Origin of the sequence: Collimonas rhizosphaerae, assembly GCF_038896935.1 — a bacterium.
Taxonomy (GTDB): Bacteria; Pseudomonadota; Gammaproteobacteria; order Burkholderiales; family Burkholderiaceae_D; genus Collimonas; species Collimonas rhizosphaerae.
Genome location: NZ_JBANDC010000010.1, coordinates 109,715 through 123,856, shown reverse-complemented (window position 1 = coordinate 123,856; position 14,142 = coordinate 109,715). Strand labels below are relative to the sequence as shown.

At 61.0% G+C, this 14,142-nt stretch carries 15 protein-coding genes; 5 read left to right on the top strand and 10 right to left on the bottom strand.

Going from position 1 to position 14,142, the window contains the following annotated elements; translation table 11 throughout:
• The first annotated feature begins 127 nt into the window (after positions 1 to 127).
• Together V8G57_RS15895 and recJ are read left to right on the top strand one after the other, a co-directional pair.
• Positions 128 to 1,207 carry a hypothetical protein gene (locus V8G57_RS15895; RefSeq protein WP_342830197.1) on the top strand — a complete coding sequence of 360 codons (1,080 nt, stop codon included), beginning with the start codon at positions 128 to 130 and terminating at the stop codon, positions 1,205 to 1,207.
• Entirely contained in the window at positions 1,204 to 2,898 is a 1,695-nt protein-coding gene (recJ, locus tag V8G57_RS15890; protein ID WP_342830195.1) for a single-stranded-DNA-specific exonuclease RecJ, read from the top strand. The genes V8G57_RS15895 and recJ overlap by 4 nt, the downstream gene beginning before the upstream one ends.
• A gap of 116 nt (positions 2,899 to 3,014) precedes the next feature.
• Here recJ and V8G57_RS15885 read toward each other — a convergent pair whose 3' ends face one another.
• The 3 genes from V8G57_RS15885 to V8G57_RS15875 all read right to left on the bottom strand — a co-directional run bounded on the left by V8G57_RS15885 (position 3,015) and on the right by V8G57_RS15875 (position 5,513).
• Positions 3,015 to 4,022: a GlxA family transcriptional regulator gene (locus V8G57_RS15885; RefSeq protein ID WP_342830194.1), complete on the bottom strand. Its 1,008-nt coding sequence runs from the start codon at positions 4,020 to 4,022 to the stop codon at positions 3,015 to 3,017.
• Positions 4,010 to 4,612, bottom strand: a complete 603-nt coding sequence (locus V8G57_RS15880; RefSeq protein ID WP_092398143.1) for a DJ-1/PfpI family protein — start codon at positions 4,610 to 4,612, stop codon at positions 4,010 to 4,012. The genes V8G57_RS15885 and V8G57_RS15880 overlap by 13 nt, the downstream gene beginning before the upstream one ends.
• Positions 4,613 to 4,748: 136 nt before the next feature.
• Positions 4,749 to 5,513, bottom strand: a complete 765-nt coding sequence (locus tag V8G57_RS15875; protein WP_092398141.1) for a hypothetical protein — start codon at positions 5,511 to 5,513, stop codon at positions 4,749 to 4,751.
• A gap of 204 nt (positions 5,514 to 5,717) precedes the next feature.
• On the opposite strand from V8G57_RS15875, the gene prfB reads away from it, so the two are divergent.
• The 3 genes from prfB (at position 5,718) to V8G57_RS15860 (ending at position 9,465) form a co-directional block, all read left to right on the top strand.
• Positions 5,718 to 6,822 (top strand): peptide chain release factor 2 gene (prfB, locus tag V8G57_RS15870; RefSeq protein WP_139220064.1). Its coding sequence is split into 2 segments (ribosomal slippage): positions 5,718 to 5,798 and positions 5,800 to 6,822, totalling 1,104 coding nucleotides; the frame shifts between segments, so codons are not numbered across the junction.
• Positions 6,823 to 6,928: 106 nt separating this feature from the next.
• Positions 6,929 to 8,455 carry a lysine--tRNA ligase gene (lysS, locus tag V8G57_RS15865; RefSeq protein ID WP_342830193.1) on the top strand — a complete coding sequence of 509 codons (1,527 nt, stop codon included), beginning with the start codon at positions 6,929 to 6,931 and terminating at the stop codon, positions 8,453 to 8,455.
• A 329-nt stretch (positions 8,456 to 8,784) separates the two neighbouring features.
• Positions 8,785 to 9,465: an outer membrane lipoprotein gene (locus V8G57_RS15860; protein WP_175501015.1), complete on the top strand. Its 681-nt coding sequence runs from the start codon at positions 8,785 to 8,787 to the stop codon at positions 9,463 to 9,465.
• Between the two features lie 85 nt (positions 9,466 to 9,550).
• On the opposite strand, the gene iscX is transcribed toward V8G57_RS15860, so the two are convergent.
• From iscX to iscU, 7 genes are all read right to left on the bottom strand, one after another.
• On the bottom strand, positions 9,551 to 9,745 hold the full coding sequence (gene iscX, locus V8G57_RS15855; RefSeq protein WP_342830229.1) for a Fe-S cluster assembly protein IscX: 195 nt from the start codon (positions 9,743 to 9,745) through the stop codon (positions 9,551 to 9,553).
• Positions 9,746 to 9,773: 28 nt separating this feature from the next.
• Positions 9,774 to 10,112 (bottom strand): ISC system 2Fe-2S type ferredoxin, encoded by a 339-nt coding sequence (gene fdx, locus V8G57_RS15850; RefSeq protein WP_092398135.1) that lies wholly within the window; start codon positions 10,110 to 10,112, stop codon positions 9,774 to 9,776.
• Positions 10,113 to 10,161: 49 nt separating this feature from the next.
• Positions 10,162 to 12,027, bottom strand: coding sequence for a Fe-S protein assembly chaperone HscA (gene hscA / locus V8G57_RS15845; protein WP_342830192.1), 1,866 nt, complete (start codon positions 12,025 to 12,027; stop codon positions 10,162 to 10,164).
• A 21-nt stretch (positions 12,028 to 12,048) separates the two neighbouring features.
• On the bottom strand, positions 12,049 to 12,663 hold the full coding sequence (locus tag V8G57_RS15840; RefSeq protein ID WP_342830191.1) for a LysE family translocator: 615 nt from the start codon (positions 12,661 to 12,663) through the stop codon (positions 12,049 to 12,051).
• A gap of 41 nt (positions 12,664 to 12,704) precedes the next feature.
• A complete protein-coding gene (gene hscB / locus V8G57_RS15835) occupies positions 12,705 to 13,220 on the bottom strand; it encodes a Fe-S protein assembly co-chaperone HscB (protein WP_092398129.1) in 516 nt (171 codons plus the stop codon).
• 89 nt (positions 13,221 to 13,309) lie between these two features.
• Positions 13,310 to 13,633, bottom strand: a complete 324-nt coding sequence (gene iscA, locus V8G57_RS15830; protein WP_014007106.1) for an iron-sulfur cluster assembly protein IscA — start codon at positions 13,631 to 13,633, stop codon at positions 13,310 to 13,312.
• 32 nt (positions 13,634 to 13,665) lie between these two features.
• Positions 13,666 to 14,064, bottom strand: coding sequence for a Fe-S cluster assembly scaffold IscU (gene iscU, locus V8G57_RS15825; protein ID WP_092357272.1), 399 nt, complete (start codon positions 14,062 to 14,064; stop codon positions 13,666 to 13,668).
• Between the last annotated feature and the right edge of the window lie 78 nt (positions 14,065 to 14,142).

The following is a 14,142-nucleotide window of genomic DNA, read 5'->3' as shown; positions in this document are numbered from 1 at the left end:
GGCGTCTGGTTTTGCATCGGCAGGCTGGTCGGGATTTGCTGCAATCCAGCCATTCTATGCCAAGCGCGGAATCCGCACAGGTGAAGGCAAATCGACTCAAGACCCCGGGATGCCCTACAATCGCGCCATGAGTCATTTAGATATCCTATTGCCCTTCGGCCTGCCGCCGCCGGAACTGGCGCGCGATTTATTGCGCGATTTGAAATTGCCTGCCCTCGCCACCCTGATGACGCGCGCCAAGACCGCTCCGCGGCGCCAGCTGTTTGACGATTTTGCAAGAGCCCTGCCGCATGAGATGTGGCTGGCCTCGCAATTTTCCTTGCCCGGCTTCGGCCCGGCGGCAACCGCCGCCGACCACCAGAACAGCCCTGCGCTCGCCTGCGCCGCCATGCGCGCCATGGGGCTAAGCGTTGCAGAAGGCGCCTGGTTCATGCTGCATCCGGCCCATATCCATATCGCCCGCGACCACCTGGTGCTGACCGACATCCGCCAGATCGGCTTGAGCGATGCGGAATCGCGCGAACTGTTCGATGCTGCGCTGCCGCTGTTCGGCGAAGCCGGCCGCGAGCTGGTCTACGGCGATGCCGGCACCTGGTTCCTGCGCGCCGACGACTGGCAAGGCTTGCTGTCGTCCACGCCGGACGCCACTTGCGGCCACAACATCGATATCTGGATGCCGAAAGGCAGCGGCGACCAGGCTTGGCGCAAATTGCAGAATGAAGTGCAGATGTTATGGTTTGCCCATCCCTTGAACGAAGGCCGCGAAATGCAGGGACGGCAAACCGTCAATTCCCTGTGGCTATGGGGCGGCGCGGTCGCGCAGCCGCCGGCACCCAGCCAGCGCGAAGTATTCAACCTGCCGGACGGCTTCGCTGGCCTCGGCCAATACGCCAAGACGGCGCATGCCGGCGTCGGCGTGAGCGAGGTAATCGCGACCAGGCCCGAACACGGCCTGCTGACTTTGAGCCAGCTGATCCAGCCGGCCTTGACCGGCGAATGGTCGGACTGGCTGCAGCAGCTGCAAGCCCTGGAAAGCGCATGCTTCGCGCCTTTGCTGCAAGCCATGCAACAACGCCGGCTCGACAGCCTGTCCCTGGTCGTCACGGACAGCGGACACGCGCTTGAATTGAGCACCACCCGGCTCTCTCTCAAGAAATTCTGGCTGAAGCCAACCCTTACCGGCTTATTGCCATCGCATTCACCATGACCCGCATCACTACCCGCCCCTATTCCTTCCGCGACTCCGAACGCCTGCGCCAAAGCGGCGTCCATCCAGTGCTGGCCCGCGTGTATACAGCGCGCGGCCTGCTCGACGCCAAGGAGCTTGAAAGCGAACTGAATGCCCTCATCCCGCCGTCGGGCTTGCTGCACATCGACGCCGCCGCCAGCTTCCTGGCCGACGCCATCGCCGCCAGGAAAAAAATGGTGATCGTCGCCGATTACGATTGCGACGGCGCCACCGCCTGCGCCGTCGGCTTGCGCGGCTTGCGCCTGCTGGGCGCCAACATCGACTTCATCGTGCCGAACCGGTTTGAGTACGGCTACGGCTTGACGCCGGAAATCGTCGAACTGACCGCGCGCGAAAAATCGCCCGACATCATCGTCACGGTCGACAACGGCATCGCCAGCATCGACGGCGTGGCCGAAGCCAACCGGCGCGGCATCGAAGTCGTGGTGACCGACCATCACTTGCCTGCGGATACGCTGCCGGCGGCGCGTGTCATCGTCAACCCGAACCAGCCTGAATGCGGTTTTCCCAGCAAGAACCTGGCCGGGGTCGGCGTCATGTTCTATGTCTTGCTGGCCTTGCGCGCGGAACTGCGCCGGCGCGGCATGTTCGACGCCCAGAGCCAGCCGAAGCTGGATGTGCTGCTCGACCTGGTGGCGCTCGGCACCGTGGCCGACGTGGTCAAGCTCGACGCCAACAACCGCATCCTGGTGGCGCAAGGCCTCAAGCGCATGCGCGCCGGCCGCATGCATGCCGGCATCGCCGCCCTGTTCCGCGCCGCCGGCCGCGAAGCGCGGCGCGCCACGCCGTTCGATCTCGGTTTTGCGCTGGGCCCGCGCCTGAACGCCGCCGGCCGCCTGGCCGACATGGCGCTCGGCATCGAATGCCTGACCACCGACGACGAAGGCCGCGCCTGGGCCATCGCCCAGCAGCTCGACGCCATCAACCGCGAACGGCGCGATATCGAAGCCGGCATGCAGGACACCGCGCTGGCGCTGCTGGACGATTTCAAGCCGCAGGACAGCACTACCATCAGCGTGTTCGACGCTTCATGGCACCAGGGCGTGATCGGCATTGTCGCCTCGCGCCTGAAGGACAAGTTTTATCGCCCGACCATTACTTTCGCGCCGGGCGGCGAAGGCTTGATCAAAGGATCGGGCCGCTCGATTCCCGGTTTCCATTTGCGCGACGCGCTGGACCTGGTTTCCAAGCACGCCCCCAGCCTGATCCAGAAATTCGGCGGCCACGCGATGGCAGCCGGGCTGACCATCCGCGCCGACGCCTTCGACGCTTTCGCCGCCGCCTTTGAAAAAGTCGGACGCGAATGGCTGGGACAAAGCCAGCTGGAGCGCGTGATTGAAACCGACGGGCCGCTGGAAGATGCCTACTACACCACCCAATTCATTGAACTGATGGATGGCCAGGTGTGGGGACAAGGTTTTGCACCGCCGCTGTTTTGCGACGAATTCAGGGTGGTCAGCCAGCGTATCCTGAAAGAGAAACACCTGAAGCTGCTGCTGGAGCGCAACGGCACCCGCTACGACGCGATCTGGTTCGGACATACCGATGAACTGGGCAGCAAGGCCAAGGTAGCGTTCCGGCTGGACGCCAATGAATACAACGGCGTGACCAAGGTACAGCTAATGGTGGAGCACGCAGAACCGACGTAATTCCCGAACGCCGAATGCAATACTCCGCGGCCCATCAATTAGGGTCAGAGTCGAATTGTTTCGCTAATTAGGGTCAGAGTCGAATTAATTGGGCAAACAATAATTCGACTCTGACCCTAATTGCTGAACTGGCGTTGCTGGCTTGGGGGGAAGTTTTCGAATTTGCTCCACACTCGGCGCAGCTGGCGGGTTGAGTTGAAACCTGCTTGCTGGGCTACCTGTTCCATGTCGAGCTTGGATTGCGTGAGCAGCTCGCGCACCAGGGCTACCCGGATGCGCTGGATGTAGTCGACCAGGCTGCTGCCGGTGTGTTCCCTGAACAGGCGCGTCAGATGGCGTTCGCTGGTGCAGGCGATTGCCGCCAGCTGTTCCAGGTCCCAGTCATGGGCTGGATTGCCGATCACGGCGTCTTGCACCCGGTGTATCGCCGGATGCAGGTGGTTGCGGCAAGCCTGCCATGGCGACAGCTGCGGATCGCTGCCGGCGCGCCGCATGTAGATCACCAGCGAGCGCGCAATCGACGCGCTGCGGGCATGGCCGGCGATTTGCGCGACTACGTGCAAGGCCAGGTCGATGCCGGTGGTGACGCCGGCGCTGGTGTAGACATTGCGGTCTTCGACAAAGATGCGGTTTTCCAATACATGCGCTCGCGGCGCAATACGCCGCAAGTCGTCGCAATGGCTGTGGTGCGTGGTGCACTGGCGGCCATCGAGCAGGCCGGCATAGCCCGCCAGCAAAGCGCCGGTGCAGCTGCACAGCAGGCGATGGGAATCCTGCCAGTGCGCGCGCAGCCAGGCTACGGCGCGCTGGTCGTTGGCGCTGGTGAAATCGTCGTCGCTGCCTACGCAGCCGTGCAGCATCAGCATAGCGTTGGCCGGCAGGCTGTCCGGCAAGTCGCTGAAACCGGTCAGGCCAAGGCCAAGCGAAATGTTGATGGTGCTGGCCGCACTGACGTAGCGCAGGTCGAAAAAATCCGCGCGGCCTTCCCGTTCCGCAATCCGGTTGGCATAACGCAGCACCTCCGCCGGACCCATCAGGTCAAGCGTCATGGTAGCGTCGCGCAGCAGGAAATAGACCGGGACGGTGGTTTCTCCAGCGCGCGCGTGGTCGGCTATTGCAGCCATCGATACTCCATCTGTTTGGCAGTGGCGGCGGCCAGTTCGGGTCCTGCCAATCGCTCGACCAGGTGCAGGCTCATGTCGATGCCTGCCGAAATGCCGCCGGAAGTCACCACTTTACCGCAATCGACCCAGGCTACGTTGCGCTTGACCGTGAGCGCCGGAAAACTTGCCTGCAAGTCATCCTGGTCTTCCCAGTGCGTGGTCACATCCAGGCCGTCCAGCAAACCGGCCTTGGCCAGCAGGAATGCGCCGGTGCAGACCGATGCCGTAATCACCGTGCCGGGATGCTGGGCTGCAATCCAGCGGATTACCGCGTCATCATTGAGGATCGCCGACACGTCGCCGCCCGGCACGATCAGCACGTCGAGGTCGGCGGACGGCGTCAGCACGCAATCCGGCAACACCTTTATGCCGCCTCTCGCCCGCACCGGCCGCATCGCCGGCGCTACCAGGAAACATTGAAACAGGTTTGCCGCCGCGCCATTGCGGGCGGTTCGCCCGTGGACCCGCGCGGCGGTAGAAAATACTTCATAGGGGCCGGAAAAATCCAGGATTTCCACATCGTCAAACACCAGTATCCCTACGCTCAGCATGCTGCAGCCTCATCTGACATCCTGGCAGTCCGGGATCGGAGCGCCATTGTTGAGGACCATGTTAAGCGTCGGCCAGGCATTGCGAAATGCTGCGGGTAGACATATAACGGACAAAAAAGGACATGCCGGGAATATCTCAGCGCACCGGCAAGAACTGCAGGAAACTGCCGCCCACCAGGTTCTGCATGTAGCTGATGCCGGCGCGCTTGTATTTCTCTGTCGTCATCTCGGCCAGCAAATCGATGCGGCCGATGATCTTGCCGAACTCCCGTTCAAAACTGATGTTGCGCTCGCTGTCGCTGATGTCGTTGGACAGCAGCAAAGGCTGGCCGGCGGCATTTTTCCGGCTGTTGAGTATCCACGATGCGATTTCCATGTTGCGGGCGGCGTTGTACAGGTATTGGGCGTCGAAGCCGTCGATCAGGTAGAACCTGGTTTTGCCGCCGTGGGCGACGATGATCATGTCGGCCGCGCCGTAGATAAAGGCGGCGGCCCGGTCGCCGCTGAAGTCAGGCGCCAGCGCCAGCGACAACGCCTGGACGTCATGCTTGCCTTGCAGCTCGGGCCACGGCTGGCGCGTTTCGATGGCGTCGCGCACGCGCTTGATCGCCAGCTCGCGGCTGGCGGCGGTCTTTTTCCATTCGGCGGGATTGCGCCGGTACAATTTATCCAGCAGGCGGTACAGGCTGTCGAGATTGTCGCGCATGCCGAGGGTAGCGAAACGGTTGACATCAGACTGCGCCAGTTCGCTGCCGCTGGTGGAGGAGCCCTGCACTTCGCCGTGCGGAGCCGGGGTCGGCGCCAGCAGGCCGCAAGCGCTGAGCGCCAGGCACAGCAAGGCCATCGGCAGATACGATGGCAAAACAACATCGCAGCGATGGATTCTTGCCTTAATCGACATGGGCGGCTGGGTCGGGCTGGTAAACTATCAAGCGTGCAATCCATTCTAAGCGGTTGCAGCTTCGATATCCGGCTTCTTGCAATGGTTCACATTTGTGCATATTTGCTGCAAAACAGCCGTCAATCAGGGACAAAACGCAAACTGCAGCGCCATCTGCCATGCTGCTGGCGTATAATTTAGGGTTTGATTGCAAAAGAGCCGAAAATGGAAGCCGAACGCTTAAATTCCCTACAAAACCTGCTTGCGGACCTGACCAGCCGCGAAGCCGAACTACGGAGGTATCTTTGACTTCGATACGAAGTTAGAGAAACTCGACCAGGTCAACGGCGAACTGGAAGATCCGGAAGTCTGGAACGACCAGAAGCGCGCCCAGGACCTGGGCAAGGAAAAGAAATCGCTGGAAGCCATCGTGCTGACGCTGACCAAGATCGAAGCCGACCTGCGCGACACCACCGATCTGTTCCAGATGGCGCGCGAAGAGCAGGATGAAGAAACCATAGAGGCGGTCGAAGCCGATACGGAAGGCCTGCGCAAGCTGGTCGAAGGCATGGAATTCCGCCGCATGTTCAGCAATCCGATGGATCCCAACAACTGCTTCATCGACATCCAGGCCGGCGCCGGCGGCACCGAGGCGCAGGACTGGGCATCGATGCTGCTGCGTCAGTACCTGCGTTATTGCGAACGCAAGGGTTTCAAGGTCGAGATCCTGGAACAGTCCGACGGTGAAATCGCCGGCATCAAGACCGCTACGCTGAAAGTCGAAGGCGAATACGCCTACGGTTTCCTGCGCACTGAAACCGGCGTGCACCGCCTGGTGCGCAAGTCGCCTTTCGACTCTGCCAACGGCCGCCACACCTCGTTCTCCAGCTTGTTCGTGTACCCGGAAGTGGATGACTCGATCGATATCGACGTCAACCCGGCCGACGTCCGCGTCGACACCTACCGCGCCTCCGGCGCCGGCGGCCAGCACATCAACAAGACCGACTCCGCGGTGCGCCTGACGCATATGCCGTCCGGCATTGTGGTGCAATGCCAGAACGACCGCAGCCAGCACCGTAACCGCGCCGAAGCGTGGGACATGCTGAAAGCCAAGCTGTACGAACTGGAACTGCGCAAGCGCATGAGCGAACAGCAGAAACTGGAAGACTCCAAGACCGACGTCGGCTGGGGCCACCAGATCCGCTCTTACGTGCTGGACCAGTCGCGCATCAAGGACCTGCGCACCAACTTCGAGAGCGGCAACACCAAGGCCATTCTCGACGGCGACCTTGACGATTTCATCGCCGCTTCGCTCAAGCAAGGCGTATAAGCTGCAAATCCGGTTGCAAACCATGCCGCGGGCAGCGTCCGTGGCATTGCCTTCCCCGCCGCTACACAGACAGACGTTTCACCGCATCATTTGAAAAGACACTGACATGACGACAGACACTCAGCAGCAACCTGTCCCGCAAGACGAAAACAAGATCATTGCGGAACGCCGCAGCAAGCTCGGCGCCCTGCGCGCGCAAGGCGTGGCCTTCCCTAACGACTTCCGGCCGACGCACAAGGCAGCCCCGATCCAGGCCGAATACGCGGCGCAGGAAAACGAAACGCTGGACGCTGCTGCAGTCAAGGTCGTGGTCGCCGGCCGCATGATGCTGAAACGCGTGATGGGCAAGGCTTCCTTCGCCACCCTGCAGGACGCGTCCGGCAGCAAGGCCGACGGCCGCATCCAGCTGTTCATCACCAAGGAAAACATCGGCGAAGCGGAATACGACAGCTTCAAGCACTACGACCTGGGCGACATCCTCGGCGCCGAAGGCACGCTGTTCAAGACCAAGACCGGCGAGCTGTCGATCAAGGTCACCACCCTGCGCCTGCTGACCAAGTCGCTGCGTCCGCTGCCGGACAAGTTCCACGGCCTGGCCGACCAGGAAACCAAGTACCGCCAGCGCTACGTCGACCTGATCATCAACGAAGATACGCGCCGCACTTTCAAGGTGCGCACCGCGGCGATGTCGTCGATCCGCCGCTTCATGGAAAAGAACGACTTCATGGAAGTCGAAACGCCGATGCTGCACGCCATCCCCGGCGGCGCCGCGGCCAAGCCTTTCATCACCCACCACAATGCGCTGGACATGCAGATGTTCCTGCGCATCGCGCCTGAGCTGTACCTGAAGCGCCTGGTGGTCGGCGGTTTCGAACGCGTGTTCGAAGTCAACCGCAACTTCCGCAATGAAGGTGTATCGCCGCGCCACAATCCAGAATTCACGATGATGGAATTCTATGCGGCTTATGTCGATTACCAATGGCTGATGAACTTCACCGAGCAGGTGATCCGCCAGGCCGCGATCGACGCCCACGGCACCGCCACCCTGACCTACCAGGGCCGCGAGCTGGACCTGAGCAAGCCGTTCCAGCGCCTGACCATCGTCGGCGCCATCAACAAATACGCGCCGCAATACCAGGACGCGCAGCTGCAGGATGCCGAATTCATCAAGGCCGAGCTGAAAAAATTCGGCGTCAAGCCGCACGCCCACGCCGGCCTCGGCGCGCTGCAGCTGGCGCTGTTTGAAGAAACCGCCGAAGGGCAGCTGTGGGATCCGACCTACATCGTCGACTATCCGGTCGAAGTGTCGCCGCTGGCGCGCGCCTCCGATACCGTGCCCGGCATCACCGAACGTTTCGAACTGTTCGTCACCGGCCGCGAAATCGCCAACGGCTTCTCCGAGCTGAACGATTCGGAAGACCAGGCCGCGCGCTTCCAGGCGCAGGTTGCAGCCAAGGACGCCGGCGACGAAGAAGCCATGTACTTCGACGCCGACTACATCCGCGCGCTGGAATACGGCATGCCTCCGACCGGCGGCTGCGGCATCGGCATCGACCGCCTGATGATGCTGATCACCGACTCGCCCAACATCCGCGACGTCCTCCTGTTCCCGCACCTGCGCCGCGAAGACTAAATCATCAACGTGCTCAGTCAAATGGGGTCAGAGTTTTTTTACGACAGTCTCATCGTCGTAAATTACTCTGCCCCATTTGACGTACCACGGAATACAAATCTATGCAGTCGCCAGGATTAATTCGACTCTGACCCTAATTATTCGCAGTCGCGAGAATTAATTCGACTCTGACCCTAATTACTCTAATTATTGGCCTGTTTTGCAGTTTTTCCGGGTAGCGCTTAAACTCGTTACATAAGGATACATCTGACACATTATCAACATAGCGTTCGTTATCTGAACCTTTGATAATTACATTAGTCAACAAACAAAAATTCCTGGAGGTAATAATGGACAGCCCGAAACCAAACAACCGCATTCACCCTTTGGTTGCTGCTGCTGCGGTAGCAGTTACCTTGGCCAGCCTGGTAGGCGTAGCCGCCATGACCGGCCTGTTTCCTAGCTCGAACTCGACGCCGGCGCCGGTAGCGGCCATGTCGGCGGCGCCTGGGGACTATAACAGCCAGCAGCCTGGCGCCCTGCCGCAGGCAAACGGTGCGCCGGCGGGCCAGAACGGCTATTACCAGCAACAGCAGCAGCCGGTCCAGGCTCAGCAGCAACAACAGCCGCGCTCGGCGCCGCGCCCGGAATATGCACAGGCTCCGCGCCAGTCGGAACCAGCACCGCAGCCATCCGTCTGCCACAGCTGCGGCCGGGTTGAATCGATACAAGCGATCCAGCATGCAGTCCCGCCTAGCGGCTTGGGGATTGCCGCCGGCGCAGTGCTGGGCGGCGTGCTCGGCCACCAGGTCGGCCATGGCAACGGTAATACCCTGGCGACTGTAGCAGGCGCTGTCGGCGGCGGTTTTGCCGGCAATGAAGTGGAAAAACGCACCCGCACCAACACCACCTACCAGGTTGTGGTGCGCATGGATGACGGCAAGGTACGCACCTTCCCGCAATCCAGCCAGGGATGGCGTGTCGGCGATCCGGTGCAGGTCGTCAACGGCCACCTGGAAGGCCGCGGCTGATACCGGTTCGGTCAATAAAAAACCCGCTGTCGCTACGATTGTAGCCACAGCGGGGTTTTCTTTGCGCCGGCGCTTCTTAAGTCTCTTAGCGGGCTTCTTCTATCCAGGCTGCCTGTATCGCTTCCAGGATTTTTTCGCCGGAGCGGTTTGGCTCGTCGTCGAAGCCGTCCAGCTCCAGCACCCACTTGTGCAGGTCGGTAAAGCGGATCTTTTCTGGATCGATATCCGGGAATTTGTCGTACAGGGCTTCGGCAACGCGCAATGTATCAGTCCATTTCATGGTGTCGGTCATGGTGCTGTCCTCTGGCTTAGTGGTTTTCGCTGGCGTGGTTGATCGTGTACTTCGGAATCTCGACCACCAGGTCTTCCTCGCCGAGGATGGCCTGGCACGACAGGCGCGAGGTTGCTTCCAGGCCCCAGGCCATGTCCAGCAAATCCTCTTCCTTGTCGTCCAGCTCGCCCAGCGACGCAAAACCTTCGCGCACCACTACGTGGCAGGTGGTGCAGGCGCAGGATTTCTCGCAAGCGTGTTCGATCTCGATATCGTTCGCGAGCAAGGCGTCGCACACGGATTGGCCGCGCGGGGCTTCGATCACGACGCCTTCGGGACAGTAAGTAGGATGGGGCAATACGACGATTTGGGGCACTTGGTTTACCTCGGGAATAGGTTGAGTCTTTATGAATTTGTACGGTTTTCTATGACACCTGGTCCAGCGTCTTGCCGGTCAACGCATCATGTACGCTGCGGTCCATGCGGCGCGCGGCGAATTCTTCGGTGCCGTGCGCCAGGGCATCGACCGCCGCCTTGATCGCCAGGTGGTCCGTGCCCTGCACCTGCCCGCGCACGGCATCGATCAAGGCGGCTATGCCGGCCCGTTCCTGCTCCGACAGCAAGGCAGCGTCGGCTGCCAAGGCCGATTCGGTAGCCAGCACGATACGCTCGGCTTCCACCTGCTCTTCTTTCAGTGCGCGCGCCTGCATGTCGACGTCGGCCGAAGCGAACGATTCCTGCAGCATCCTGGCGATGTCGTCATCCGCCAGGCCGTAAGAAGGCTTGACGCTGATCGACGCTTCCACGCCGGAGCGCAGTTCGCGCGCCGAAACCGACAGCAAGCCATCGGCATCGACCTGGTAGGTCACCCGTATCCGTGCCGCACCGGCCGCCATCGGCGGAATGCCGCGCAGCTCGAACTTCGCCAGCGAACGGCAATCGCTGACCAGTTCACGCTCGCCTTGCAGGACCTGGATCGCCATCGCGGTCTGGCCATCCTTGAAGGTGGTGAATTCCTGCGCACGCGCGCAAGGGATGGTCGAGTTACGCGGAATCACCTTCTCCACCAGGCCGCCCATGGTTTCTATGCCCAGCGACAGCGGGATCACGTCCAGCAGCAGCCAGTCGTCGCCCGGGGCGCGGTTGCCGGCCAGCAGGTTGGCCTGGATCGCGGCGCCCAGCGCCACTACCTTGTCGGGATCGATATTCGCCAGCGGCGTTGTTTCGAAGTAAGCGCCGACCGCCTTGCGGATGCTCGGCATGCGGGTGGCGCCGCCGACCAGCACCACGCCGTCGACATCATCCACGGTCAGTTCGGCATCGCGCAGCGCCTTGCGCGTCGGCGTCAGGGTCTTCGCCACCAGGTGCTGGGTGATCTCGTCAAAGATCGCCGACGTCAGTTGCAGATGCACTTGTTCGCCCGAATTCAGAGCAGCATCGATGCTGACTTCGGTTTTGGTGGAAAGCAGTTCCTTGGCTTCACGCGCCTTGACCATCAGCACTCGCGTATCCTCGTCGGACAGCGGCGCCAGTCCTGCCTGCTGGCTGATCCAGCAAAATATCCTGTGGTCGAAATCGTCGCCGCCCAGCGCCGAATCGCCGCCGGTGGCCAGCACTTCAAACACGCCCTTGGTCAGCTTCAGGATCGAGATGTCGAAGGTGCCGCCGCCCAGGTCGTAGACCACGTACACGCCTTCCGAAGCGTTATCCAGGCCGTAGGCGATCGCTGCCGCGGTAGGTTCGTTGAGCAGGCGCAGTACATTCAGGCCGGCCAGCTTGGCCGCATCCTTGGTCGCCTGGCGCTGCGCGTCGTCGAAATAGGCAGGCACGGTAATCACGGCGCCGACCAGGTCGTCGCCCAAGGCGTCTTCCGCCTGCTGGCGCAGAGTCGCCAGGATTTCGGCGGAGATTTCGACCGGGCTCTTGACCCCGGCCGCCGTCTTCAACTGCACCATGCCCGGCACATCGAGGAAATCGTAAGGCAGGTTTTCGGCGTAGGCGATATCTTTCAGGCCGCGCCCCATGAAACGCTTGACCGACAGGATGGTGTTCTTCGGATCGGTGGTCTGCGCAGCCTGCGCCTTGTAGCCGATATGCGCATTGCCGTTCGGCAGGTAGCGCACGATGGACGGCAGCAAAGGCCGCCCCGCTTCATCGTTAAGCACCTCGGGAATGCTGTTGCGCACCGTGGCGACCAGTGAATTGGTGGTGCCCAGGTCTATCCCTACCGCCAACCGATGCTGGTGCGGAGCGGTCGACATGCCCGGTTCGGAAATTTGTAAAAGTGCCATAGGGTGTTTTCTTCTATTATTTTATTGTGGCAAAGCGATGCGGATACCGAGCGCGATAAACGCAGAACCCGCCAGCCGGTTCATGGTAGTGGCGGCCGATTTCTTGCGCTGGAAAAACGCGCCGACCATGCCGGAAAACAGGGCGACCACGCTAAAGATGGCCAGCGCCTGCAAGATGAAGATAGCCGCCAGCAGCAGCATCTGCGCCGGGATATTGCCCGCGCCCGCGTTGACGAACTGCGGCAGGAAGGCAATGAAAAACAGCGTCACCTTCGGATTCAATATATTGGCGATCACGCTTTGCCAGTAGATGCGCGACAGCTTCATCGGCTCGGCAGCGCCCTGCAGCTGGATCGCCGAATGCGAACGCAAGGTGCGCACGCCGATGTAAACCAGATAGGCCGCGCCGGCATAACGCAACAAGGAATACGCCAGCGGCGACGCCTTGATCAGCGCGGCGAAACCCAGCACCGCCAGCATGGTATGGAAAATCAGGCCGGAACTGAAACCCGCCGCGGCGACCAGGCCGGCCTTGCGGCCCTGGGTGATGCCGCGCGTCAGCACGTAGATATTGTCCGGCCCCGGCGCCAGGGTCAGCGTCATTGCGGCGATCAGGAATAACCAGATTTCAGGCATGCTCGTACTCGACTAATGATATTGAACTTACAGCGTTGATCTTACGATTCGAGAACGGCGAACGCATTGCCGATCTCTTCCCCAAATTTTTCCAGGAACATCAGCTGCCGCACGTATTGCGCAGCCTGCTGGAAATCCTGCGCATCCAGTAAAGCGCCTATGCGCTGCAGGTCGGCCTTGCGCGCCGCGCGCAGTTCAAGGTCCAGCTGCTCCAGCGCCGCCAGGTCCTTGCCGGCGCGCGCGTCGTCCAGCGTTTCGCGCCATTCCATCTGCTGCATCAGGAACGCCGCCGGCATCGCCGTATTCGACTCCGCCTGCAGCTCGACGCCGTTCAGCTCGCACAGGTAGGCGGCGCGCTTGAACGGGCTTTTCAGGGTCTGGTAAGCCTCGTTGGCGCGGGTGGTCCATTGCATCGCCACCCGCTTCTCGGCGCCGCTGGCGCTGGCAAAACGGTCGGGGTGCGTCTGGTTCTGCACCTCGTGATAGGCGCGGTCCAGCGCCGCGCTATCCAGCGTGAAGCGTTGCGGCAAATGGAATAGTTCAAAGTGATTTTGCATGGCTCTTAAAACAAAAGCCTGTTGGAGTGCAACAGGCTTGGTCATCCATCTGGTCCAATGTGATGCGGATCAAGCAGGCAGGTCCAGCGTCAGATCCGGAAACTTTCGCCGCAACCGCACTCATCCTTGACGTTCGGGTTGTAGAACTTGAAGCCTTCGTTCAAACCCTCGCGCGCAAAATCGAGCTCGGTGCCGTCGATGTACGGCAAGCTCTTGGGATCGACAAACACCTGGATCCCGTGCGATTCGAACACTGCATCTTCGTCAGTCTTCTCATCCACGTATTCCAGCTTGTAAGCCAGCCCCGAGCAACCGGTAGTGCGCACGCCGAAGCGCAGGCCGATGCCCTTGCCGCGCCGTTCGATATAGCGGTTGATGTGCTTGGCCGCTTTTTCCGTAAGTGTGATTGCCATATGCCGTCGATCTCTTTTCGCTAGATTGGCTTTTACGCTGCCTGCTTTTGCTCGCCGTGCTTGGCTTTGTAATCCTCAACCGCAGCCTTGATCGCATCTTCAGCCAGGATCGAGCAGTGGATCTTGACCGGCGGCAGCGCCAGTTCTTCGGCGATCTGGGTGTTCTTGATCGACATCGCCTGGTCCAGCGTCTTGCCCTTGACCCATTCAGTCACCAGCGACGACGAAGCGATCGCCGAACCGCAACCGTAGGTCTTGAACTTGGCGTCCTGGATGATGCCGTCGGCGCCGACCTTGATCTGCAACTTCATGACGTCGCCGCATGCAGGCGCGCCGACCATGCCGGTGCCTACGGTTTCGTCGCCTTTTTCAAAAGCGCCGACGTTGCGTGGGTTTTCGTAATGGTCCAAAACTTTTGCTGAATAAGACATTTTGCTACTCCTTGTTTGAGCCGCGGCGGTGACCTCTCACCGGCCGCAGAGGAATCAGTTGAGGACAGAGTAATTCGC